This window comes from Pseudomonas putida, assembly GCF_002025705.1.
In the GTDB taxonomy this organism is placed as follows: Bacteria; Pseudomonadota; Gammaproteobacteria; order Pseudomonadales; family Pseudomonadaceae; genus Aquipseudomonas; species Aquipseudomonas putida_J.
In genome coordinates this window covers 2,522,867-2,544,109 of record NZ_CP018846.1, presented here as the reverse complement: position 1 = coordinate 2,544,109, position 21,243 = coordinate 2,522,867, and the positions used below count along the sequence as shown (strand labels likewise).

The 21,243-nt window shown below is 64.6% G+C and carries 21 protein-coding genes; 5 read left to right on the top strand and 16 right to left on the bottom strand.

Annotated features, from left to right (window positions below; translation table 11 throughout):
• The first annotated feature begins 36 nt into the window (after nt 1-36).
• The gene (locus BUQ73_RS11480) at nt 37-948 is read left to right on the top strand and encodes a LysR substrate-binding domain-containing protein (protein WP_008091758.1); all 912 of its coding nucleotides are present in this window, start codon (nt 37-39) and stop codon (nt 946-948) included.
• 131 nt (nt 949-1,079) lie between these two features.
• On the opposite strand, the gene madM is transcribed toward BUQ73_RS11480, so the two are convergent.
• Genes madM through mdcA form a run of 9 tightly spaced genes read right to left on the bottom strand, consistent with a single transcriptional unit; the run spans nt 1,080 to nt 8,339 of the window.
• Entirely contained in the window at nt 1,080-1,844 is a 765-nt protein-coding gene (gene madM / locus BUQ73_RS11475; RefSeq protein ID WP_079228037.1) for a malonate transporter subunit MadM, read from the bottom strand.
• Nucleotides 1,845-1,846: 2 nt separating this feature from the next.
• The gene (gene madL / locus BUQ73_RS11470) at nt 1,847-2,269 is read right to left on the bottom strand and encodes a malonate transporter subunit MadL (protein ID WP_079228036.1); all 423 of its coding nucleotides are present in this window, start codon (nt 2,267-2,269) and stop codon (nt 1,847-1,849) included.
• Between the two features lie 60 nt (nt 2,270-2,329).
• A complete protein-coding gene (gene mdcH, locus BUQ73_RS11465; protein WP_079228035.1) occupies nt 2,330-3,250 on the bottom strand; it encodes a malonate decarboxylase subunit epsilon in 921 nt (306 codons plus the stop codon).
• The gene (locus tag BUQ73_RS11460) at nt 3,247-3,861 is read right to left on the bottom strand and encodes a malonate decarboxylase holo-ACP synthase (protein ID WP_079228034.1); all 615 of its coding nucleotides are present in this window, start codon (nt 3,859-3,861) and stop codon (nt 3,247-3,249) included. The genes mdcH and BUQ73_RS11460 overlap by 4 nt, the downstream gene beginning before the upstream one ends.
• 1 nt (nt 3,862) lies before the next feature.
• A complete protein-coding gene (gene mdcE / locus BUQ73_RS11455) occupies nt 3,863-4,654 on the bottom strand; it encodes a biotin-independent malonate decarboxylase subunit gamma (RefSeq protein WP_079228033.1) in 792 nt (263 codons plus the stop codon).
• A complete protein-coding gene (locus tag BUQ73_RS11450; protein WP_079228032.1) occupies nt 4,651-5,499 on the bottom strand; it encodes a biotin-independent malonate decarboxylase subunit beta in 849 nt (282 codons plus the stop codon). The genes mdcE and BUQ73_RS11450 overlap by 4 nt, the downstream gene beginning before the upstream one ends.
• Nucleotides 5,492-5,791, bottom strand: coding sequence for a malonate decarboxylase subunit delta (locus BUQ73_RS11445; protein WP_079228031.1), 300 nt, complete (start codon nt 5,789-5,791; stop codon nt 5,492-5,494). The genes BUQ73_RS11450 and BUQ73_RS11445 overlap by 8 nt, the downstream gene beginning before the upstream one ends.
• Before the next feature lies 1 nt (nt 5,792).
• Entirely contained in the window at nt 5,793-6,677 is an 885-nt protein-coding gene (locus BUQ73_RS11440) for a triphosphoribosyl-dephospho-CoA synthase (RefSeq protein ID WP_079228030.1), read from the bottom strand.
• Nucleotides 6,678-8,339 carry a malonate decarboxylase subunit alpha gene (mdcA, locus tag BUQ73_RS11435; protein WP_079228029.1) on the bottom strand — a complete coding sequence of 554 codons (1,662 nt, stop codon included), beginning with the start codon at nt 8,337-8,339 and terminating at the stop codon, nt 6,678-6,680.
• Between the two features lie 506 nt (nt 8,340-8,845).
• On the opposite strand from mdcA, the gene BUQ73_RS11430 reads away from it, so the two are divergent.
• Both BUQ73_RS11430 and BUQ73_RS11425 read left to right on the top strand, forming a co-directional pair.
• On the top strand, nt 8,846-9,916 hold the full coding sequence (locus BUQ73_RS11430; protein ID WP_079228028.1) for an enoyl-CoA hydratase/isomerase family protein: 1,071 nt from the start codon (nt 8,846-8,848) through the stop codon (nt 9,914-9,916).
• Between the two features lie 16 nt (nt 9,917-9,932).
• Nucleotides 9,933-11,084, top strand: a complete 1,152-nt coding sequence (locus BUQ73_RS11425; RefSeq protein WP_079228027.1) for an acyl-CoA dehydrogenase family protein — start codon at nt 9,933-9,935, stop codon at nt 11,082-11,084.
• A 134-nt stretch (nt 11,085-11,218) separates the two neighbouring features.
• Here the strand turns inward: BUQ73_RS11425 and BUQ73_RS11420 are convergent, their stop codons facing one another.
• The 5 genes from BUQ73_RS11420 to BUQ73_RS11400 form a co-directional block, all read right to left on the bottom strand.
• Nucleotides 11,219-12,175 carry an AraC family transcriptional regulator gene (locus BUQ73_RS11420; RefSeq protein WP_079228026.1) on the bottom strand — a complete coding sequence of 319 codons (957 nt, stop codon included), beginning with the start codon at nt 12,173-12,175 and terminating at the stop codon, nt 11,219-11,221.
• 392 nt (nt 12,176-12,567) lie between these two features.
• Nucleotides 12,568-13,623 (bottom strand): GlxA family transcriptional regulator, encoded by a 1,056-nt coding sequence (locus tag BUQ73_RS11415; protein ID WP_079228025.1) that lies wholly within the window; start codon nt 13,621-13,623, stop codon nt 12,568-12,570.
• Between the two features lie 141 nt (nt 13,624-13,764).
• Entirely contained in the window at nt 13,765-14,793 is a 1,029-nt protein-coding gene (gene proX, locus BUQ73_RS11410; protein WP_079228024.1) for a glycine betaine/L-proline ABC transporter substrate-binding protein ProX, read from the bottom strand.
• A gap of 65 nt (nt 14,794-14,858) precedes the next feature.
• Nucleotides 14,859-15,812, bottom strand: a complete 954-nt coding sequence (proW, locus tag BUQ73_RS11405) for a glycine betaine/L-proline ABC transporter permease ProW (protein WP_079228023.1) — start codon at nt 15,810-15,812, stop codon at nt 14,859-14,861.
• Nucleotides 15,813-15,834: 22 nt separating this feature from the next.
• The gene (locus tag BUQ73_RS11400; protein ID WP_079228022.1) at nt 15,835-16,995 is read right to left on the bottom strand and encodes a quaternary amine ABC transporter ATP-binding protein; all 1,161 of its coding nucleotides are present in this window, start codon (nt 16,993-16,995) and stop codon (nt 15,835-15,837) included.
• Nucleotides 16,996-17,354: 359 nt separating this feature from the next.
• Here BUQ73_RS11400 and BUQ73_RS11395 point away from each other — a divergent pair, with 359 nt between their 5' ends.
• A complete protein-coding gene (locus tag BUQ73_RS11395) occupies nt 17,355-18,335 on the top strand; it encodes a LysR family transcriptional regulator (RefSeq protein ID WP_079228021.1) in 981 nt (326 codons plus the stop codon).
• Between the two features lie 163 nt (nt 18,336-18,498).
• A complete protein-coding gene (locus BUQ73_RS11390) occupies nt 18,499-19,383 on the top strand; it encodes an alpha/beta hydrolase (RefSeq protein ID WP_079228020.1) in 885 nt (294 codons plus the stop codon).
• Between the two features lie 101 nt (nt 19,384-19,484).
• On the opposite strand, the gene BUQ73_RS11385 is transcribed toward BUQ73_RS11390, so the two are convergent.
• Together BUQ73_RS11385 and hisN are read right to left on the bottom strand one after the other, a co-directional pair.
• Nucleotides 19,485-20,216, bottom strand: coding sequence for a hypothetical protein (locus tag BUQ73_RS11385; protein WP_079230537.1), 732 nt, complete (start codon nt 20,214-20,216; stop codon nt 19,485-19,487).
• A gap of 211 nt (nt 20,217-20,427) precedes the next feature.
• Nucleotides 20,428-21,219 carry a histidinol-phosphatase gene (gene hisN, locus BUQ73_RS11380; RefSeq protein WP_079228019.1) on the bottom strand — a complete coding sequence of 264 codons (792 nt, stop codon included), beginning with the start codon at nt 21,217-21,219 and terminating at the stop codon, nt 20,428-20,430.
• Between the last annotated feature and the right edge of the window lie 24 nt (nt 21,220-21,243).

The window sequence follows — 21,243 nt, the reverse complement described above, 5'->3', positions numbered from 1 at the left end:
CATGATCAGCGCCTCCCTTGCCGCTGGCCCATGCGCATGCTGATCGACGAAGAACTGACCCTGAAAAAGCTCGAGACCTTCCTCGCCTTCATGCGCAGCGGCAACCTCGGCCGCGCCGCCGCCGAACTGTCCACCAGCGCAGTCAGCGTGCACCGCGCCATCCACTCGCTGGAAAGCGCCCTGCGCTGCCCACTGTTCAAGCACGAAGGCCGCCAGCTGATCCCGCTGGAAAGCGCCTACGTGCTGGAAAAGAAAGCCCGCCAACTGATCCAGGACGCCGAGCAGATGGTGCGCCAGACCCGCGAAGCCGCCGGTTTCTATGCCGAGCGCTTTCGCCTCGGCGCGCTGTACTCATTGACCGTCAAGACCGTGCCCAAGCTGGTGATGGGCCTGAAGCTGCGGCGTAGCGAACTGAACATCGACCTGACCCTGGGCTCGAACGTCGACCTGCTGCAACGCCTGAAGAACCACGAGCTCGAAGCCATCCTGGTGTCACTGGACGAGAGCGTGGCAGATCCGGCTTGCGAACAGCTGCCGCTGTTCTCCGACGACATCTTCCTTGCCGTGCCCACCGATTCACCGTTCGCCGAGCAGCAGGAAGTGGACCTGGCGGATCTGGCCGACTCCACCTTCATCACCCTGACCCAGGGCTTTGCCACCCACCGCGATGGTGCACGGGTGTTCCAGCAGGCGGGGTTCGAGCCGAAGGTGGCGATGCAGGTGAACGACATCTTCACCTTGCTGAGCATGGTCAGCTCCGGGGTGGGGTTCGCCCTGCTGCCGGGGCGGATCGCGGCGGTGTACGAGAACCGCGTGAAGCTGATTGCGCTGCAGGCGCGGTATCGGTTACAGCAGCATATCGGGGTGGTGTTTCTCAAGGCCCGGGAGCGCGAGCCGAATTTGTTGGCCTTGTTGGCAGAGTGCCGGATGTATAGCCGGGAAAATTGAGTTGGACCATTCGCGGCTAAAGCCGCTCCCACAGGGATAGCCTCTGCCTGAGGGCAGCGAGGTGCCTGTAGGAGCGGCCTTGCCGGGGCGGCCGGACCGGTCGGAAAGGGCTGCAAAGCAGCCCCAGGATCTCAGCCCATCAACCCTCTGACGCAGAAATACAGAATCGAAGGCCCCATCAAGCACCCAAGCCCGGTATGGAAGGTGGCCGTCAGCGCACCATAAGGCACCAGCCGCCGATCAGTCGCCGCCAGCCCTGCCGTCACACCCGACACAGTCCCCGCCAAGCCACCAAACACCATGGCCGAGCGCGGATTGTCCAGCGCCAGCAACCGCGCCGAAACCGGCGTGAACACCATCACCAGTATCGCCTTGATCAACCCTGTGGCAATCGATAGCGCCACCACATCCGAGCTCGCCCCAAGCGCAGCCCCGGTCACCGGCCCGACGATGTAAGTCACCGCCCCGGCGCCGATGGTGGTCATGCTCACCGCATCCCGATAGCCAAAGGCATAGGCCACCGCGCAACCGACGATGAACGGCAGCACCGTGCCCAACAGCAGCGACACCGCCCCAATCAACCCGGCCTTGCGTGCTTCGGTGGCCTGCACCTCGAAGGCCGTTGCAACGATGGCGAAGTCGCGCAGCATGGCCCCGCCCATCAAGCCGATACCGGAGAACAGCGCCATGTCGGCCAGCCCTTTTTGCCCGCCAGTCACGGTACCGCCGACCCAGGCCAGCACCAGGCCGATGACGATGGCGATCGCCGAGCCGTGCACCCGACCAAACGTCAGGTACTTCGAGAGCAGCACCGACAACCACATGATCCCGCCGACCACCGCGAAGGCGGTGATCAGGCCGTTGTGTTCCAGGGCATTGTCAATGATCGGCCACATGATCAGCGCCCTCCTGCAGGGGCAACCTGCGCAGTGGCAGCTTCAGGCGCATCAGGCGCCGGCAACGGCTCGCCGCGGTGGCTGCGGCTGATCACGGCAATGGTCAGCCCGCACACCAGCACCGCACCGATCGCCGCCAGCAGTGCCACCGGCCCACCGTGCAGGGCGGTGACCACGTTCTGCTGGGCGGCCATGGCCACCACCACCGGGATGTACATGGCGCCCCAGAAGCCGACGCCGAACTCGCACTCCTTGCTCATGCCGCCATTGCGGTGCATGTACAGCCGTGCGCAGATCAGCAGGATCATGGCAATGCCAACCCCGCCCACATTGGATTTGACGCCCAGCAGCACGCCCAGGAAGTCGCCGACGATTACGCCGGCCAGCGTGCATACCGCCAGCAGAGCCACACCATAGATGATCATTGTTGTTGTCCTCAGCTTGAGTCGAAGTTGCTTGTTGTTGTTCTTCGAGTAACAGCGCCGTCATCGGTTGTCGGCCACCTCCTGGCGCAACAGCGCGTCGACGGTGTCCCAGCGGGTGGCTTCGAGGGCCAGCACCCTGCCCTGTTCGAACACCGGGCGGGCCAGGCCGCTGAGCACGCTGCCCGGCGGCATTTCCAGGTGCAGGCGCACGCCGCGTTCATAGGCGTTGCGCAACGTAGCACGCCAGTCGATCAGCCGCGCCATGTTGCCGGCCAGGTCTTCGCGCAGGCGTTGTGGGTCGAATATCGGCCGCGCACTGCTGCCGCTCAGGTAGGTCATGCGCGGGCGGCGCAGCTCGACGGTGGCAAAGGCAGCCGCCAGTTCGCGAGCCGGGCCGTCGAGCAATGTGCAGTGCGACGGCACGCTTACCGCCAGGCGCCTGGCAACGCCCTGGCCGCGGGCGCGAGCCCTGGCGGCGACTTCGGCCATGGCCGTGTCGCTGCCGGCGATGACGATCTGGTTGTCGCTGTTGAGGTTGGCCAGGTACACCTCACCGCCCACTTCAGCCAGCAAGTGTTCGACACTGCCCAAGTCGAGCCCGCTGAGGGCGGTCATGCCGTAGCCCTGCGGGTAGGCCCGTTGCATCAGCTCGCCGCGCAGCGCCACCAGGCGCACCGCATCGGCGAACGCCAGGGCCCCGGCAGTCACTGCGGCGGGATAAGCGCCGATCGACAGCCCGGCAACGTACTCCGCTGCCGGGCTGCGCTGCAGCAGCCAGCGCGCCCAAGCCACCCCGGCCAGCAGCAGGCAGAGCTGCACGGCACGGGTCGACTGCAAGGCCTGAGTGCTGTCCAGCGCCAATACCTGTTCGCCCAGCACATCACTGGCCTCTTCCAGCAGCAGCGAGGCGCCCTCTGGCAGGCGCTGCAGCATGCCTGGTTGTTGCGCGCCCTGGCCAGGGAAGGCGAGCAGGCTGCTCACGCTGCACACTCCAGCGCGTTCCAGGGGTCCGCTACCAGGCGTGCGCCATGGGCTGACTTGAGCAAGACCCGGCGCGCAACACCCGCCCACTCCCGCAGGGCCAAGGCACCTGCAGGCGTTTCCAGTTGCATATCGATCCGACAAGGGCCGCAATCGAGGATGTCCAGCAGCTCCTTTGCCTTGGCCCGCGTCATGAATTGTGGCGTGCGCACCAGCAGGTCGAGGTCACTGGCGCCATGCACGACCATGCAACCGGTGGCCAACTGGTAAGCCACACCTCCCGTCGGCCCCCAGGCCAGCCCGCAGGCATCGAGCACGGGGGTCACCGAGGCCAGTGCCTGCATGGCTGGCCAGGGGCTCTCACCCGCCCAGCGCAGTGCCTCTGGGCGCAGTTGCCGCTGCACATCGCGCAAGCGCATCAGCGCACCCAGGCGCTGTTCCCGCCCCTGCCCCCGCACGCCTACTGCCACCCAGCCATCGGCGCATTCGGCACGCCGCACCACCACCGGCTGCCCGGCGACCAGAACCTGCACGGCCCAGGCAGGTGCATCGGCAGGCAAGTCGGCCAGCGGCATGCCCCAGAGCAGGTCATGTGGCTGCGGCAAGTTCATCTCAAGCCTCCTGCCACTGGCTGCGCAAACGGGCACGTACGTCACGGGAGGCACTGCGGTTTACACCGTCCAGTCGCGATTTCAGGTCAGTCGAATGGCCAATATCACGTACGGCCTCGGCCAGGCAGGCGCGCACCTGCGCAATATCGCTGGCACTTGGCGCGTCGGCGCTCTCGACCTGCAGGCGCCGCCACAGCAAGCCCAGTGACGCATAGCTGGCGAGGTCATAGGCCATCGGCGGCACTTCGGCGGCCAGCGCCTCCAGCTGTTCGACACTGCGCAGAGTAATGCGCGCTGCCGCCGCCTTGCCCATGGCATGTACCATCACCCCGCTGTCATCCAGCGCGATCAGCCGTTGCGCCTGGTAGCCGTGCGCCAGAAAGGCGCCGGACATGGCCTTGCCGACCAGCAAGCCGATCACCGGGTGCCCTGCCAGCCGCGCCTGAGCGTAGGCCTGCACGGCGCCGGCCAGTGCCTGGTGGATACCCAGGGCTTCTTCACGGCGGCCATAAGCCTGGCTCGGCACATCGATGAGCGCGACGATGGCCCGCTTCTCGCCTTCGCGGTCCAACGCGAGCGCATCGCTCACGGCCTTGGCCAGGCCCCAGCCTTCAAGCAGGCCGACTTCGCCAGTGCGCGCCCGTGGGAACGGGTTGTGCGCATCCGGTACCACGGCAATGAAACGTGCCAGGCGGTTATCCAGTTCGCCGTCGACCACTTGCAGCGAGGCGGGATAACCCGCCAATGGTTCGCCACCGGCCAGACCCGGCAGCCAGTTCAGGGCACGGTTCATTGGGCTTCTCCTTGATAGAGGGCACGCACGGCGGCGGCATCCAGTTGCGGGCAATCGGCACCCAGTCTGGCCAGGCGCTCCTGGTACCAGGCATGGCGGCCGGCACGGTTGGCCGATGGCGTGGCCAGCAGTTGCAGCAATTGCTCGCGGATGCTGTCGACGTCGTCAGCCACATAGGCATCCACCAGGCCGCTGGCGTTGCGTTGTTCGCCACCGGTCAGGCTCCAGATGAACGGGCGGTCCTTGGCGTCGTACTCGGCGATACCGGCCTCCTGCTCGATCACTTGCGGGCCATTGAGGCCCAGGCGTGCTTCGCGGGTGACCAACAAGTGGCTGCACAGCCCGGCCGCGATGGACATGCCGCCAAAGCAGCCGACCGAGCCTGCGATCAGGCCGATCACCGGCTGATAGGCGCAAAGCTCGACGATCGCCGCCTGGATTTCGGCAATAGCCGCCAGGCCAAGATTGGCCTCTTGCAGGCGCACTCCACCGGTTTCCAGCAGTAGCACGGCGCAGGTGGGCGTACCGTTGCGGTTGTCCTCGATGGCAAGCTCCAGGGCACCGGCGATCTTGGCACCGCCCACCTCACCCATGCTGCCCCCCTGGAACGCGCCTTCGATGGCGGCGATCACGGTACGGCGGCCAGCCAGCAGGCCCTTGGCGATGACCACGCCGTCATCGGCCTGGGGCACGATGCCTTGACGCGGCAACCACGGCGACATCAGGCGGTCGAACGGGCCGAGCAGTTCGCGGAAGCTGCCAGCGTCGAGCAAGGCGCGGGCACGCTGGCGGGCGCCGAGTTCGACGAAGCTGCGGCTTTGCAGCAGGCGGGCGATGTCAGTCATGGGCAATCTCCTCGAAACCTTGCTCCAGGCGCAGGCGCACGACCCCAGGGGTGGCGCCGAAGTCGTGGATGTCGATCTTCACGGCGGGTAGCGTGCGGCCATCGAACAGGCGCTGGAACAACTGCAGCCAGCGTGCGCTGCTGCCGTTGACCGAAGTGACCACCTGGATGTCCAGGCGGCCGGCGTTGCCGGGCTCGATCAGCACTTCCAGGTCGCCGGAGCTGACGCAGCCGACCAAGGTGCGGCCACGCCCAGGCTCGGCGGCGGGGAATTGAAAGTTCAGGGTTTCCATTTCACAGGCTCCCGGCTTTGTCGAGAAACAGGCAGGCGGCCAGCAGATCGGCAGCGCCGCCCGGTGAGGCGTTCAGTTGCAACAGTTGCGCGTCCAGCTGGCGTAACTGGCGGCGGCCGTCCAAGGTGGCGCAGCCACCGGCATCGAGCACCGCGCGGGCGCCTGCTTGCAGGGTTTGCAGGCCTTGCGGGCCGGCGCGCCAGAGCACACAGGTGTCGCTGAGCGCGGCCATGATCGCCAGCAAGGCGTCCAGCCGAGCCTGGCTTTCGCTGGCACCGTTGGCGCGGCTGCGGCGCAGTTGCGGCAGGCCGTGTTCGAGCACCGCGGGGAAACCTTGCTGGGCTTGTTCGCGGGCACCGCTGGCGCCGTAGCGCTGGCGCACTGCAGTGCCGTGGCTGGGTTGCTGGGGCGCTGCCGGGTCGTCGATCAGGGCAATACGACCGGCACGGGCCGCCACGGTCATGGGCTCGGCCTGTGGATCCAGCGCTTGAGCAGCCACCAGCAGGCCAAGCGCCCATATGGCGCCGCGGTGGGTGTTGATGCCACCTGTTGTGGCAAGCATGGCGGCTTCGCCTTCGCGGCCAATGCGGCCCAACTCAATGCGCAGGGGCTGGCCGATCTGGCCGTGGTTCTGCGCAGCCTCGGCCATTTGCCGCAGGCAGGGCCACAAGGCCAACGCCGAGGCGTGCATCAGGGCCAGCGTCATGTCGGGGTGGGCACCGCTGCTGCGGCGGTCGACCAAGCCGGGTTTGGGGGACAGGTCAGCTTCGTCGATCAGGGCCTCGGTTGCCAGATCGGCCAGGCGCTCAGCCAGGGAGAGCTGGGGTTGCCGGGCTGGCCTTGTCGCGGCTGAAGCCGCTCCTACAGGGGTTGCGTAAGCCGTCATTTACCAGCTCCTGAACCGTGCGGGCGGGTTGTAGAGGCCGCCGGACCACTCGACCAGGTCGGCGATGCTGCGCGCGGCAAGCAGCTCGCGGCTGGCATCGGTACGGCGAATGCCCAGATCCTCGGGCAAGGCGATCAGGCCTTGCTGGCGCATGCGCAGGGTGTCCTTGGGGTCGTGGCGCAAGCCGATGGCGGTGACACCCGCCACGGCAGCGATCATCTGCTGGCGCTCTTCCAGGCTACGCGCCTTGTACAGGTAGGCGATGCCTTCTTCAGTGAGCAGGTGGGTGACGTCGTCGCCATAGATCATCACCGGCGCCAGGGGCATGCCGGCTTTCTTCGCCACGTCCACAGCGTCGAGGGTTTCGACGAAGGTGGGCTTGCCGCCTTCCTGATAGGTTTCGACCATCTGCACCACCAGCTTGCGGCCACGTTCGAGCAGGGTCTCGGGCACGGTCATGTCGAGCCAGGCCGGGGTCGCGTGGCGCCGGCCACGCGGGTCGTGGCCCATGTTCGGGGCCCCGCCAAAGCCTGCCAGGCGGCCGCGGGTGACGGTCGAGGAATGGCCGTCGCCATCGACCTGCAAGGTGGCGCCGATGAACAGGTCGACCGCGTACTGCCCGGCCAGCTGGCACATCATGCGGTTGGAGCGTAGCGAGCCGTCGCGGCCGGTGAAGAACACGTCCGGGCGCTGGGCGATGTAGTCTTCCATGCCCAGCTCGGTGCCAAAGCAATGCACGCTCTGGACCCAGCCGGTCTCGATGGCCGGGATCAGGGTCGGGTGCGGGTTGAGGGTCCAGTTGCGGCAGATCTTGCCTTTGAGGCCCAGCGACTCACCATAGGTGGGCAGGATCAGCTCGATGGCGGCGGTGTTGAAACCGATGCCGTGGTTCAGCGACTGCACCTGGTGTTTCTCGTAGATGCCGCGGATCGCCATCATCGCCATCAGCACGTGCACCGGCTTGATGTGGCGCGGATCGCGGGTGAACAGCGGTTCGATGTAGAACGGCTGGTCGGCGACCACCACGAAGTCGACCCAGGACGCCGGAATGTCCACCCGCGGCAGGTCGTCGACGCGGTCCACCAGCTGGTTGACCTGGGCGATCACCAGGCCGTCGCTGAAGGCGGCTGGCTCGACCAGCGCCGGGGTGTCTTCGGTGCTGGGGCCGGTGTACAGGTTGCCCTCGCGGTCGGCCATGAAGCCGGCGACCAGCGTGACATTGGGGATCAGGTCGACCAGCAGCCGCGAGTACAACTCGATGTAGGTGTGGATGGCGCCGACTTCGAGCAGGCCGTCTTCCAGCAGTTGGCCGATACGCAGGCTCTGCGGGCCGGCAAAGGAGAAGTCGAGCTTGCGGGCGATGCCGCGTTCGAACAGGTCCAGGTGCTCGGCGCGGCTGACGCTGGGCATGATCATGTGCAGATCGTGCAGGCGCTCGGGGTCGGCCTTTGCCAGCGAGCGCGAGAGGAAGTCGGCCTGCTTCTGGTTGTTGCCTTCGAGCACCACGCGGTCGCCAGGGGCAATCAGCAGTTCCAGGGCTTCGACGATCCGTTCGGTGGGCAGCACCACACCGTCGGCCAGGTGACGGACGCGGTCCAGGCGGCGCTGCTTCTCGGCGCGTCGCCTGGACCATTGCGGCGGTGGATTCTTCGTTATGGTCATTGGGTGACTCCACGGGTTCGCTGTCGTGGGGGCACATTAGGGCGAGCAGGATTGGGGGATCAATCAAGCTGGGGGGCTGTTCGTTACGCTTGGAGTAATGGTTTGCCGTTAGTGGTGCATGGCGATGGTTTTTCAGGGGGTTCGAGATCGAGCGCCGCCCGCGCGGCGCATCGCGGATAAATCCGCTCCTACATCTGTTGCAACGTGGCCATGCCTGTGTAGCCATGGTTGTCAGCAGTATGTAAGGGTCAAGTCATGCGCCAGGGCTGGCGACCATGGCGTAATATGTTCAGTACGTTGCAACAAATGTAGGAGCGGATTTATCCGCGATGCGCCGCGCGGGCGGCGCTCGATTTCACAAGCGCTGAAAGGCTCAAGGCAAAAACGCACGATGCCCCTGCAGAATTGTCGATTGTGCAAGGCAAATTCGCATGCCAGGATCCAGCGATCCTCCAGCGCACTCCAGACTTCACTTGGAAAATCAATAACAAAGCAGGGAGAACGCGATGACCGCGCACGCTCATACCTCGGCAACGGCTCATGTACTGGCCGAGGTCCGCAACCAGATTGGCCACCTCACCCTCAACCGCCCTACAGGCCTCAACGCCCTGACCCTGGACATGGTGCGCAACCTGCGCCAACACTTCGACCAATGGGCCGAAGACCCGCAGGTACAGGCCGTAGTGCTGCGCGGCGAAGGCCCCAAGGGCTTCTGCGCCGGTGGCGATATCCGCTCGCTGCACGACAGTTACAAGGCCGGCGAAACCCTGCACGAAGACTTCTTCGTCGAGGAATATGCCCTGGACCTGGTCATCCACCGCTACCGCAAGCCGGTGCTGGTGCTGATGGACGGTTTCACCCTCGGCGGCGGCATGGGCCTGGCCCAGGGCTGCGACCTGCGCATCGTCACCGAACGCAGCCGCCTGGGCATGCCCGAGGTCGGCATCGGCTACTTCCCGGACGTCGGCGGTAGCTATTTCCTGTCGCGCATCCCGGGCGAACTGGGCACCTACCTGGGCGTCAGCGGCACCCAGATCCAGGCCGCCGACGCCCTGTACTGCGGGCTGGCCGACTGGTACCTGCCAAGCGACAAGCTCGCTGCCCTTGATGAAGGCCTCGACCAGCTGCGCTTCGGCGAACATCCGCTCAAGGACCTGCAGAACCTGCTGGCCAAGCTTGGCAGCCAGGTGCTGGACGACGCACCACTGGAAAAACTGCGCCCGGTCATCGACCACTTCTTCGCCCAGCCCGACCTTGGGGCGATCATCGAGCAATTGCGCGCCGTCAGCATCGGCGACAGCCATCCGTGGGCGGTAGCCACCGCCGACCAGCTGGAAAGCCGCTCGCCACTGGCCATGGCGGTTACCCTGGAGATGCTGCGCCGCGGCCGTCACCTGACGCTGGAAGACTGCTTCGCCATGGAGCTGCACATCGACCGCCAGTGGTTCCAGTACGGCGACATCATCGAGGGCGTACGCGCCCTGATCATCGACAAGGACAAGCAGCCGCGCTGGAACCCGCCAACCCTGGCCGGGCTGTCGCGCCAGCGGGTCGACCAATTCTTCGAAGGCCTGTGAGCCCGGGAGTACACAGATGCAAGACCTGGAACTGAGCGAAGAGCAGATCATGATCCGCGACATGGCCCGGGACTTCGCCCGCGGCGAGATCGCCCCGCATGCGCAGGCCTGGGAAAAAGCCGGCTGGATCGACGATGGCGTGGTGCGCAAGATGGGCGAGCTCGGCCTGCTCGGCATGGTCGTGCCCGAGGCGTTTGGCGGCAGCTATACCGACTACGTGGCCTACGCCCTGGCGGTCGAGGAAATCGCCGCCGGTTGCGGCGCCACCGGCGCGATGATGAGCATCCACAACTCGGTGGGCTGCGGCCCCCTGCTCGCCTACGGCACCGCTGAACAGCAGCAGGCCTGGCTGCCGCGCCTGGCCACTGGCGAGGTGATCGGCTGCTTCTGCCTGACTGAGCCCCAGGCAGGCTCGGAAGCGCACAACCTGCGCACCCGCGCCGAGCTGGTCAATGGCGAATGGGTGATCAACGGGGCCAAGCAGTTCGTCAGTAACGCCCGCCGCGCCGGCTTGGCCATCGTCTTCGCCGTCACCGACCCGGAGCTGGGCAAGAAAGGCCTGTCAGCGTTCCTGGTGCCCACCGACAACCCAGGCTTCAAGGTCGACCGCAGCGAACACAAGATGGGTATCCGCGCCTCCGATACCTGCGCGGTGACCTTCGACAACTGCCGTATCCCGGCAGCCAATATCCTCGGTGAGCGCGGCAAGGGCCTGGCGATTGCCCTGTCCAACCTTGAAGGCGGGCGCATCGGCATCGCCGCCCAAGCCTTGGGCATCGCCCGCGCCGCGTTCGAGGCGGCGCTGGTGTATTCGCGGGATCGCATCCAGTTCGGCAAGCCGATCAACGAGCACCAGAGTATCGCCAACCTGCTGGCGGACATGCAGGTGCAGGTGAACGCAGCGCGCTTGTTGATCCTGCACGCCGCGCGGTTGCGCAGTGCCGGCAAGCCGTGCTTGTCGGAAGCGTCCCAGGCCAAGCTGTTCGCTTCGGAAATGGCCGAGCGGGTCTGCTCGATGGCGATTCAGGTGCACGGCGGTTATGGCTATCTGGAGGATTACCCGGTCGAGCGTTACTACCGCGATGCGCGTATCACGCAAATCTACGAGGGGTCGAGCGAGATCCAGCGCATGCTGATTGCACGCGAACTCAAGCACTATCCCTTGTAACCCTGTAGGAGCGGCCTTGTGTCGCGAAAGGGCCGCGCAGCGGCCCCGGCAATCTCCGCCGTGACGCTGAGATCCTGGGGCCGCTACGCGGCCCTTTCGCGACACAAGGCCGCTCCTACAAGGGTGCGTCAGCGCTAGTGGCGCTGCCTGAAGGTTTCCGAAGGCAGCTCGCCAAACCGCTGGCGATACACCTCGGAGAACCGCCCGAGGTGCAGGAAGCCGTAATCCATGGCCAGTTCGGTCACGCTGCGCACCGCGCAGCTGGCATCACTCAGGCACGCATGCACCCGCTCCAGCTTGCGCTGGCGCACGTACTGTTTCGGCGTTGTGCCCAGCTGCCGGTCGAACAGCGCATACAACGAACGCAAGCTCATGCAAGCCTGCTCAGCCAGCACCTCGGCTGGCAGCTCCAGTTTGAGGTTGCGCTCGATGTAGTCGAGGATCCGCTCCAGGCTCGCCCCGGGCGTACCCAGGCTCTCCCGTCGGATATTGGTACTCATCAGGGTCATCAGCTTGCTGGCGACGATCTGGCTGTAGTGCCCCTGCACCCGCGGCAGCGAATCACTGACCTCGGCCTCATGGCAAACCATGGCCAGCAGGTTGACGAAGCCATCGAGCTCTTCCAGCCGGTAGTGATTGCGCAAGAACCGCACGCCGCCATCCGGCCGTTGCCAGCGCTGCTCGTCGCAGATGGTGTCGAGCAGCCGGGTCGGCACCTTGAGGATGAATTTCTCGCAGTCTTCGGAATAGGTCAGGTCGACCGGATCGTCCGGGTTGATCAGCAACAGCTCGCCCGGCACCAGGTGGTGCTCGCGCTGGTGCCCGCGCCACAGGCAGTTGCCGTTGAGCAGGACTTGCAGGTGGTAGATGGATTCCAGCGCCGGTGAGGTGACCCGCACGCTGCCGCCGTAGCTGATGCGGCACAGGTCGAGTTCGGCGAACTTGCGGTGGCTGAGGCTGGCCTGCGGGTGGGTGGTGCGCGCCAGGCCGATGCAGTGCTGGCCGACGTGCTGGTTGACGTAGTCGGACACCGCATAAGGGTCGGCGTGATGGAACACGCTACTGCGCTCGCTCAGCAGGCGGCTTTCCATAGGCAAGGCACTCGGTATCGTTATTGTTCTGGTCGCCGCGCCCTACTGGCCCTGCAGGCCTGTGGTTGCGGTCGTTCACGGTCATTCTATCGAGCCATAGTCAGGTATCTGGGGGCAGCTGACCACTGGCGTATACGTGAACACTAAGCAAAAAGGCGGGGGTTGGGCAATGAGATGTTCGGATTGGGTGGGCGGATAGCGGACAGTGGGCAGATCAGAAGTGCGCGATAATCGAACATTGCGCTAAACCTGTGGGAGCGGCCTTGCGTCGCGAAAGGGCTGCGGAGCAGCCCCAGGATTTCAGCCTTGCTTCCGAATTTTTGAGGCTGCTCTGCAGCCCTTTCGCGACACAAGGCCGCTCCCACAAAAACGAAGCGACATTCCAGCTGCAATCAGTGCACAGCCACTTCCTGCCGCCCCGCCCAGCCCTGGCTGCGCGCCCGGAACTGGCGCGGTGCGATGGCAAACAGCTCGCGAAAACGCCGATAGAAGTGCGGAAAACTGACAAACCCGCTGGCCACCGCCACCTCGGTCAGTGACTTGCTGGTGTGCTGCAACAACTGCCGCGCATGGGTCAGGCGCAACTCCAGGTAATAACGTGGCGGCGTGGCCTGCACATGGCGGCGGAACAAGCGCTCAAGGTGGCGGCGCGACAACCCGGCATGCTCGGCGATTTCATCAATGCTGATCGGGTCTTCAATATTCGCATGCATCAGCTCCAGCGCCAGCCGCACCCCACGCGGCAGGCTCGGGTCGACTTCCGGCGCGCTCGCTGGCACATCGCTCAGCACCCGCGAACGGTCACACGCCAACATCTGCTCCACAGCCCGGCGCAGCGCTTCTCCGCCTTTGAACTCGAGCAGCGCCAGCATCATGTCCAGCGCACTGCTGGCCCCTGCGCAGCTCATCCGCCGGCTGTCCAGCATGTGGGCCTGGCGGCTGACGCGCACCTTGGGGAACAACTCGCTCATCATCGCCCGGCCATCCGGGTGGAAGGCGCAGTCATGGTCGTTGAGCAGCCCGGCTTCAGCCAGGAAGTAGGCGCCATTCCACAAACCGCCGAGCTGGCAGCCCAGGTGGTCGGCCTGGCGCAACTTGCCGCGCAGCAGCGCCGAGGCCTCCAGGCGCACGCGGAACCCACCGCACACCAGCAGGCAGTCGAGCCCGTGCACATCCAGCTCGGCCAGCGCAGTATTGACCGGCAGCGCGATACCGAGGTCACTCATCACCTGCGTACCCTCGCCCACGACCTGGATGTCGAACAGCGGCGTGGCGCTCATCAGGTTGGCGGTGACCAGGGAGTCCATGGCGGCGGTGAAGGCCATCATCGAGAAGTGCTCGCGCAGGACGAAGGCCACGCGACGACACGGCAGGCCCAGGGTGGTGCGGCCAGCGGGGTCGAGGTGGGCCAGGTTGGTGTTCTTGAGGATGCTTTCGAAATGGCTCATGGCGATGACTCAACGGCGGGAAATCGCGGTGGCTTCTTCGCGGGTAAACCCGCCCCCACAGGGAACGCGCAAGCCTGGAACTCACGCCGTCACCTGTGGGAGCGGGTTTACCCGCGAATGGCCAACTCCGCTATTAGAGGATTACTTGCTGGCCTGGGTAGCAGCAGCACGCGAGGCTTGCAGCCATTCATCAAACTGCTGACGGTGCGCAGCGACCCATTCCTTGGCATGGCGGGTGATGTCGGCAGGCTTCTTCTCGCCCTTCTGCATCTTCAGGTTCTGGTTGCTCTCGTCATCGGTGCTGATCTGCACCAGTGACAGGAACTTCTCCGCAGCCGGGTTCTTCTTGGCGAAGTCCTTGTTCAGCACCGCCACCACCTTGTCGATGGCAAAGCCGAGGTTCTTGCCGTGGTACATCGTGTCGACGTCATTGTTGCCGTCCGGCAGGTCGGTTTTCGGCACTTCCAGCCAGACCACGTCCTTGCCCTCCACCAGCACGCTGGCGATCCACTGCGGCACCCAGGTGAAGTACAAGATCGGCTTGCCTTCCTTGTAGCGGGTGATGGTGTCGGCCATCAGCGCGAAGTACGAGCCCTGGTTGACGGTGACGCTCTTGCCCAGGTCATAGGCCTTCATGTGGTGGGCGATCACCAGCTCGCAGCCCCAGCCCGGGTTGCAGCCGGTCATGTCGGCCTTGCCGTCGCCGTCGGTGTCGAACAGCTTGGCGATCTCGGGTTTCTTCAGGTCAGTGATGTACTTGATGTGGTATTGGTCGGCGGTCTTCTTGTCGATCAGGTAGCCCTGGGCGACGCCCGGCAGGATGTTGCCGGTCTTGACCATCACATCGTCACCACCGGCCTGCTGGTAGAACTTGTCGTGGAGCTTTTCCCACAGGTGCACGGTGAAGTCGGCGTCGCCGTTGGCCAGGGCCACCATCATCACGCCGTACTCGGTCTCCTTCGGCTCCTGCACGTTGTAGCCCAGTTCGCGCAGGCCTTCCATGGCGACTTCGCCACGGAAACGCTCTTCGGCGATGGAGGGGAAGATCGGGGTCACCTTGACCCCTTCTCCCGGCTTGTCGGCCGAAGCGTGGGCGCACAGCGCGGCGGCTACCAGCGTCAGCGCCGTGGCGCATTTGAGAATGCTGCGGGAGAACTTGGATTCGTGCATCGTCGCTTACCTTCTTCTGATTTTTATCTTCAAGTGCGGCAGATCGAATATATCCAGGGTAAAACTCAGGCAGTCTTGCGCCGCCCTTGCGGTTGCGCCGCACCGCACAGGCGCAGCACCACGCCTACGGGGCCGGTGTGGTACCAGCGCAGGCTCGGGTCGGCGCTGGTGCGCGCGCCCATGGCCTGGGTCAGGCGGTCGAGGAAGATCGCCAGCAACACCAGGCCGACGCCGCCGACGGTCGCCAGGCCCATGTCCAGTCGGCCGATGCCGCGCAGCACCATCTGGCCCAGGCCACCCACCGAGATCATCGAGGCGATCACCACCATCGACAGCGACAGCATCAGGGTCTGGTTGAGGCCGGCCATGATGGTCGAGGTGGCCAGCGGCAACTGCACGCGGGTCAGCATCTGCCGCGGCGTGCAGCCGAAGGCGCGGGCGGCTTCGATCTTGTCTTCCGGCACCTGGCGGATGCCAAGGTTGGTCAGGCGCACCAGCGGCGGCAGCGCGAAGACGATGGTCACCAGTACGCCGGGGACGTTACCGATGCCGAACAGCATCACCACTGGCACCAGGTAGACGAACGCCGGCAGCGTCTGCATGGCGTCAAGCAAAGGCCGGATGATGCTTTCCAGGCGGTTGCTGCGGGCGCAGACGATGCCCAGCGGGATGCCGATCACCGCGCAGAAGAACACCGAGGTCAGCACCAGCGCCAGGGTGGTCATCGACTCGGACCAAACCCCGATCAGGCCGAGCAAGGTCAGGGTGACGAAGCACAGCAGCGCCATGCGCTTGCCCGCCAACTGCCAACCCAGCAGCGACGACAGAAGGATGCCGATAGTCGGTGGAATGCTCTGCAGGGTGAACTCGATGCCGTTGAGCACCTGGTCGATCGGCCAGCGAATGGCGCGGAACACCTCACGGAAGTTGTGCACGAGGAAGTTGAGGGTTGCGGTAACCCAGTCACCCAGCGGGATGGTGGCCGCCTGGAACGGGTCGAGAAGGCTGAATTCGGACATGAGGGCTTACCTCTTCTTGTACTTAGTGGCGGCTCAGGGTCTGCAGCAGCTCGTTCTTCGACACGGTGCCCTTGAAGGCGCCTTGGCGATCGAGCACCGGCACCGGGTATGGCAGGTCGGCCGCAATGCCCAGCACCTCATGCAGTGGCGTGTCGGTGTACACCGGCTGCTGCTCGTGAAGGCTGTAGCGTTCACTGGCGGTGGCGCCATTGGCATCGGTGTCGACCACACCGAGCAACTGCCCGCGGTCGTCGACCAGGTAGCCGAACGGCACACCGGCCTGAAAGCTCGGCGCCTTGCCATTGACCTTGCACACCACGGCCGGGTCGAACCTGGCCAGGTCACCGGCCTTGAGCACCCGCGAGCTGTCGAAGCTCTTGAAGAAGGTGCGCACGTAGTCGTTGGCCGGCTGGTTGATCAGCTCCTGCGGGGTGCCGATCTGCACCACTCGGCCGCCTTCCATGATCGCGATGCGGTGGCCGATGCGGATGGCTTCCTCGATATCGTGGGAAATGAAGATGATGGTGCGCTGCTGCTCAGCCTGCAGGCGCATCAGCTCGCCTTGCATCTCGCTGCGGATCAGCGGGTCGAGGGCGGAAAACGCCTCGTCCATCAGCAGGATCGTCGGGTCGTTGGCCAACGCCCGGGCCAGGCCCACGCGCTGCTGCATGCCACCGGAAAGCTGGTGCGGGTAGCTGTGCTCGTGGCCGGCCAGGCCGACCTGGCTCAGTGCTTCACGGGCACGGCTGTGGCGCTCGGCCTCGGCCACACCGGCAATTTCCAGGCCGAATGCGGTGTTTTCCAGCACGCTCATGTGCGGCATCAGGGCGAAGGACTGGAACACCATGCCCATTTCCTTGCGCCGCACATCGAGCAGGGCTTTGTCGGAGAGCCCGGTGATTTCCTTGCCGTTGAGGTGGATGCTGCCGGAGGTGGGTTCGATCAGGCGGTTGAACAGCCGCACCATGGTCGACTTGCCCGAACCGGACAGGCCCATGATGACGAAGATCTCGCCACGCTTGACGGAAAAGCTTGCATCGAACACGCCGACGACATGGCCGGTCTTGCTGAAGATTTCGTTCTTGTCGGCGCCCTTGCGGAGCATCTCCATGGCCATGTCGGGATTGGGCCCGAAAACCTTGAAGATATTTTTTACCGAAAGAATCTCATCGGCATGGCTCATACGACCCTCTTTATTATGCTTATTAACCAATCTTTGAACTTCGCACTTTCAATAAGGCGGGTAGAGATCAGTGCGAGTACGCTTGGCAGTCCGTTCAAATTCGAACGTGAGTCAAAACCGGCACGCAGAATGTCCTGCTTCAAAATTATTCGACATCGCTGTCGCGAATGCCGCGCCGTGGGTTTTACGTTAGGCCTTGACCCGGACAGGGTCCAACGACATTTGTATGGCGCTAACCATTACCTGAAGTTATCAATCAGCCTGGGCTCACGGCGCCAGAGCGCCTGCGCATTTACCGCCAGGCCGTTGACAGGCTAGAGTGACCCACCTGGCTATACGAAGGACTTCGCCCCGCCACCATGGTCAGACACTCCGAACCCGATCAAACGCTGATCAAGATGCCGTCGCTGCGCGCCGTCAAAGTCTTCGTCGCTGCCGCCAAGTACCAGAACTTCACCCGCGCCGCCGAGGCCCTGTGCGTGACCCAGGCCGCCGTCAGCCGGCAGATTCGCGAGCTGGAAACCTACCTCGGCGCCGAGCTGTTCAACCGCGTGGGCCGGGCGGTGGAGCTGACCGTGGCCGGTTCGATCTTCTTCGATGCGGTGCAGTTGTCGTTCGTCAACATCTCACAGGCTGCCGAGCGTATCCGCAGCAACACCAACACCCGCCATGTAGTCACCCTGTGCTGTTCGCCGGCGTTTGCCGCGTTATGGATGGGGCCGCGCATGCCCAAGTTCCTCGACGAAAACCCGGACATCGACATCAACCTGGTGACCACCCAGAACTTCCTGTCGATGGAGCCCGGGGTGCGCCCGGACATCTACATCACCAAGCTGGGCAAGGTGCAGGCCGGCTACAGCTCGCACCCGCTCAACCATGACGTGATCTACCCGGTGTGCACGCCACAGTACCTGGCCACGCACCCCGAACTGTGCACGCTGGAGGGCTTGCGCGACGGCACGCTGCTCAACCTGACCCCCTATGGCCGCTCGCAGGTCGCGGAGCACGTCGACTGGAATGTCTGGCTGGCGTTGCATGATGTCGACCTGAAGAGCCGCGCCAGCACCGCGCCACACTTTTTCAATGCCAACGACTACAACCTGCTGGTGCAACTGGCGCTGAACAACCAGGGGGTGGCGCTGGGCTGGCATCACCTGATCGCGCCATTGGTTGCGCAAGGTTTGCTGGTACGGCCGGTCGAGCAGGAGCTGGTGCTCAAGGACACCTTCCATTTCCTCGCCTTCAACGAGGAAAAGGAGCACGACTCCAGTTGCCGGCGCTTGCGCGAGTGGTTGCTGGAGGAGTTTCAGCCGTTGCTGGAGCAGTTGCGCAACGCCTGATCATCGATCTGCAAGTGCCCTTTCGCGGGTAAACCCGCCCCCACACCCCAGAAGAGGCCCGACCTGACAACCCAGAACCTCCAGAAACAGCTTGCAACCAAGCCATAGCACCGCTCGGTAATTTTCCTGACATCAAGTCCATCGCATCTGATAAAAACCCAACATGCCTACCCTCCTCCTCACGCACCTACGCCGTCGCTGGCTCACCTGGTTGTGCGCCACCCTGATAGTCATCGGCCTGCCCGCTGGCTGCGCGGTGCTGCAGCACAAGGAGCGCGAGCTGGTGTTCCGTATCGAACCTGGCCAGGCCAGCTGGTTCCACGGTTTGCCCAGCGACGTGCAGGAACTGGACCTGCGCCCGCGCAGCTTCACCGACCAGCAAAGCCTGCATGCCTGGTGGTGGCCCGCCAAACGCGCCGATGCGCCGGCCATCCTCTATCTGCACGGTGTGCGCTGGAATCTCACCGGCCAGCTGTTTCGCATCGAGCAACTGCATGCCATGGGCTATTCGGTGCTGGCCGTGGACTATCGCGGGTTCGGCCAGAGCCGCGGCGACTTGCCGTCCGAAGCCACGGTCTACGAAGATGCGCGTATCGCCTGGGAGCGCTTCGTGCAGTTTCAGCCTGATGCCGGCAAGCGCCTGATTTTCGGCCATTCACTTGGCGGCGCCGTGGCTGTCGAGCTGGCCACCGAACTGGCCCGCCAGGCACAGCAGGATGGCAGCACTGCACCGGCCCGTGGCCTGATCCTGGAGTCGACCTTCACCTCACTGGGCGATGCTGCGGCGGCGGTTGCCAATACGTCACTGCCAGTGCGCTGGTTGATGTCCCAGAAGTTCGATTCGCTGGACAAGATCAAGGATGTCGGCCTGCCCGTGCTGCTGGTGCACGGCCTGGATGACCGCTTCGTGCCACCCCGCTTCAGCCAGGAACTGTTCGATGCCGCGCAGCAGCCCAAGACCCTGCTGTTGGTCCCGGGTGCCAGCCACAACAACAGCATGAGCCTCGCTGGGCAACGCTACAGGCGCGCCATTCAAGCGCTGCTCTGACAACTGCACTGGCTCATCCACAGGTACTGCGCCAATCTCAAACAATCGACAAGACCCGTGGCAGCTGGCTTGCCGGCGAATGGGCTGCAAAGCAGCCCCGTTCACTGCACTGGCAGGAAGTTCATCAACAGCAAACTCTGCGCATAATTCAGCCCAATCCGCCGATATCGCTCATCCAGCAGCTCAGCCAGCAAATCCAGCCGCGCCACGATCTTGCCGAACTCCACGGCGAAGCTCAGATTGCTACCTTCCTCCGAGATCTCGTTGGAGAACAGCAGCAACACCCCGTTGGCATCCTGGCGCTGGCTGAGCATCCAGGTTGCCTTCTCGATATTGCGCGCCGCGTTGTTGACGAACAGCGGGTCGATGGTATCGGTCATGTAGAACTCGGTCCGCCCGCCGTGCGCGGTGATCAACATGCTGCCGATGGCGTAGATGAAGGCACCGACCCGGTCGCCGCGAAACTCCGGGCTCAGGGCATAGCTCAGGGCGGCCAGGTCGCGACGATTGCCCAGTTGCGGCAAGGGCTGGCGCTGCTCGATGGCGATGCGGATCTGCCGCTCGGCAGTGGCGGCGTCCAGGTAGCCGGACATCTTCCACTGGTTGGGGTTGCGCAGGTACAGCTTGTTCATCAGCAGATACAGGCTCTGCAAGTTATCGCGCATGGCCAGCGTGGCCATGCGGTCGACACTGGTCTGGAACAGCTCGCTGGGCTTGCCGTCACCGAACTGGCTGACGATGTCACGGCCTTGCTGCTGGCTGCAGCCGGCCAGGCCAATCAGGGCGCCTGCCAGCAGCAGGCGTGGGAAGAATCGGGGATTGCTTGCAACCATCGGCACCGGGGTCGGAATCGCGGCCGCGCTGAGGATCGGCGCAGCCTGGCCAAGCATAGAGCCCGGAAATCGGAAAAAGTGCGGTGTTAACCTGAACTGGCCTCTTCGCGGGTAAACCCGCTCCCACAGGAATATCACTGCTCTTGAAGGCAGTGCAGTTCCTGTGGGAGCGGGTTTACCCGCGAAGGGACCAGTTCAGGCGCCCCATCATTTACAGGGCGTGGCGCAGCATCTCCACCACCTGCGCATGCAGCGCCGGGTCACCACAAGCCACCACGCACCCGCCATTTTGCGCGCTGCTACCATCCCAGGCAGTAATCACCCCGCCCGCCCCTTCGATGATCGGCATCAGCGCCTGCACGTCATACGGCTGCAGGCTCGCCTCGACGATCACGTCGACAAAGCCCGAAGCCAACATGCAGTAGGCGTAGCAATCACCGCCATAGCGCATCAGCCGAGCCTTGCCGGCCACCGTTTCGAATGCCGCCTTGCGCGCGGCGGTGTCGAACATGTCCGGCGTGGTGCACATCAGCGTGGCCGCGGCCAGGTCGGTGCAGGCACGGGTTTTCAGCGGTGTACCGCTGCGCCAGGCGCCTGCCGGGGTACCGACGAAACGCTCCCCGGTGAACGGCTGGTTCATCACGCCCACCACCGGGCGGGTGCCGTCATTCAGGGCGATCAGCGTGCCCCACAGCGGCAGGCCGGTAATGAAGGCACGGGTGCCATCGATCGGGTCGAGCACCCAGGTCAGCGGGCTGCTGCCCACCGCCACGCCAGCCTCCTCACCGAGGATGCCATGCTCCGGGTAGCGCGCCTGGATCAGTTCACGCATGGCATCCTCGGCCGCCTTGTCGGCCACGGTCACCGGGTCGTACAGGCGCCCACCCTTGTCCTCGACCTCCAGGCTGGCACGGAAATACGGCTGGATCGCCAGCGCAGCGGCATCGGCCAGCTGTTCGGCAAAGGCTTGGAATTCGCCGATCTGTTCAGCGCTCAGGGACATGGGGGCAGGCCTCGTGGGAAATGT

Coding starts and splice junctions, on each gene's coding strand:
- BUQ73_RS11480 (WP_008091758.1), top strand. CDS start 37: ATGCTGATCGACGAAGAACTGACCCTGAAAAAGCTCGAGACCTTCCTC.
- madM (WP_079228037.1), bottom strand. CDS start 1,844: ATGTGGCCGATCATTGACAATGCCCTGGAACACAACGGCCTGATCACC.
- madL (WP_079228036.1), bottom strand. CDS start 2,269: ATGATCATCTATGGTGTGGCTCTGCTGGCGGTATGCACGCTGGCCGGC.
- BUQ73_RS11460 (WP_079228034.1), bottom strand. CDS start 3,861: ATGAACTTGCCGCAGCCACATGACCTGCTCTGGGGCATGCCGCTGGCC.
- mdcE (WP_079228033.1), bottom strand. CDS start 4,654: ATGAACCGTGCCCTGAACTGGCTGCCGGGTCTGGCCGGTGGCGAACCA.
- BUQ73_RS11450 (WP_079228032.1), bottom strand. CDS start 5,499: ATGACTGACATCGCCCGCCTGCTGCAAAGCCGCAGCTTCGTCGAACTC.
- BUQ73_RS11445 (WP_079228031.1), bottom strand. CDS start 5,791: ATGGAAACCCTGAACTTTCAATTCCCCGCCGCCGAGCCTGGGCGTGGC.
- BUQ73_RS11440 (WP_079228030.1), bottom strand. CDS start 6,677: ATGACGGCTTACGCAACCCCTGTAGGAGCGGCTTCAGCCGCGACAAGG.
- mdcA (WP_079228029.1), bottom strand. CDS start 8,339: ATGACCATAACGAAGAATCCACCGCCGCAATGGTCCAGGCGACGCGCC.
- BUQ73_RS11430 (WP_079228028.1), top strand. CDS start 8,846: ATGACCGCGCACGCTCATACCTCGGCAACGGCTCATGTACTGGCCGAG.
- BUQ73_RS11425 (WP_079228027.1), top strand. CDS start 9,933: ATGCAAGACCTGGAACTGAGCGAAGAGCAGATCATGATCCGCGACATG.
- BUQ73_RS11420 (WP_079228026.1), bottom strand. CDS start 12,175: ATGGAAAGCCGCCTGCTGAGCGAGCGCAGTAGCGTGTTCCATCACGCC.
- BUQ73_RS11415 (WP_079228025.1), bottom strand. CDS start 13,623: ATGAGCCATTTCGAAAGCATCCTCAAGAACACCAACCTGGCCCACCTC.
- proX (WP_079228024.1), bottom strand. CDS start 14,793: ATGCACGAATCCAAGTTCTCCCGCAGCATTCTCAAATGCGCCACGGCG.
- proW (WP_079228023.1), bottom strand. CDS start 15,812: ATGTCCGAATTCAGCCTTCTCGACCCGTTCCAGGCGGCCACCATCCCG.
- BUQ73_RS11400 (WP_079228022.1), bottom strand. CDS start 16,995: ATGAGCCATGCCGATGAGATTCTTTCGGTAAAAAATATCTTCAAGGTT.
- BUQ73_RS11395 (WP_079228021.1), top strand. CDS start 17,355: ATGGTCAGACACTCCGAACCCGATCAAACGCTGATCAAGATGCCGTCG.
- BUQ73_RS11390 (WP_079228020.1), top strand. CDS start 18,499: ATGCCTACCCTCCTCCTCACGCACCTACGCCGTCGCTGGCTCACCTGG.
- BUQ73_RS11385 (WP_079230537.1), bottom strand. CDS start 20,216: ATGGTTGCAAGCAATCCCCGATTCTTCCCACGCCTGCTGCTGGCAGGC.
- hisN (WP_079228019.1), bottom strand. CDS start 21,219: ATGTCCCTGAGCGCTGAACAGATCGGCGAATTCCAAGCCTTTGCCGAA.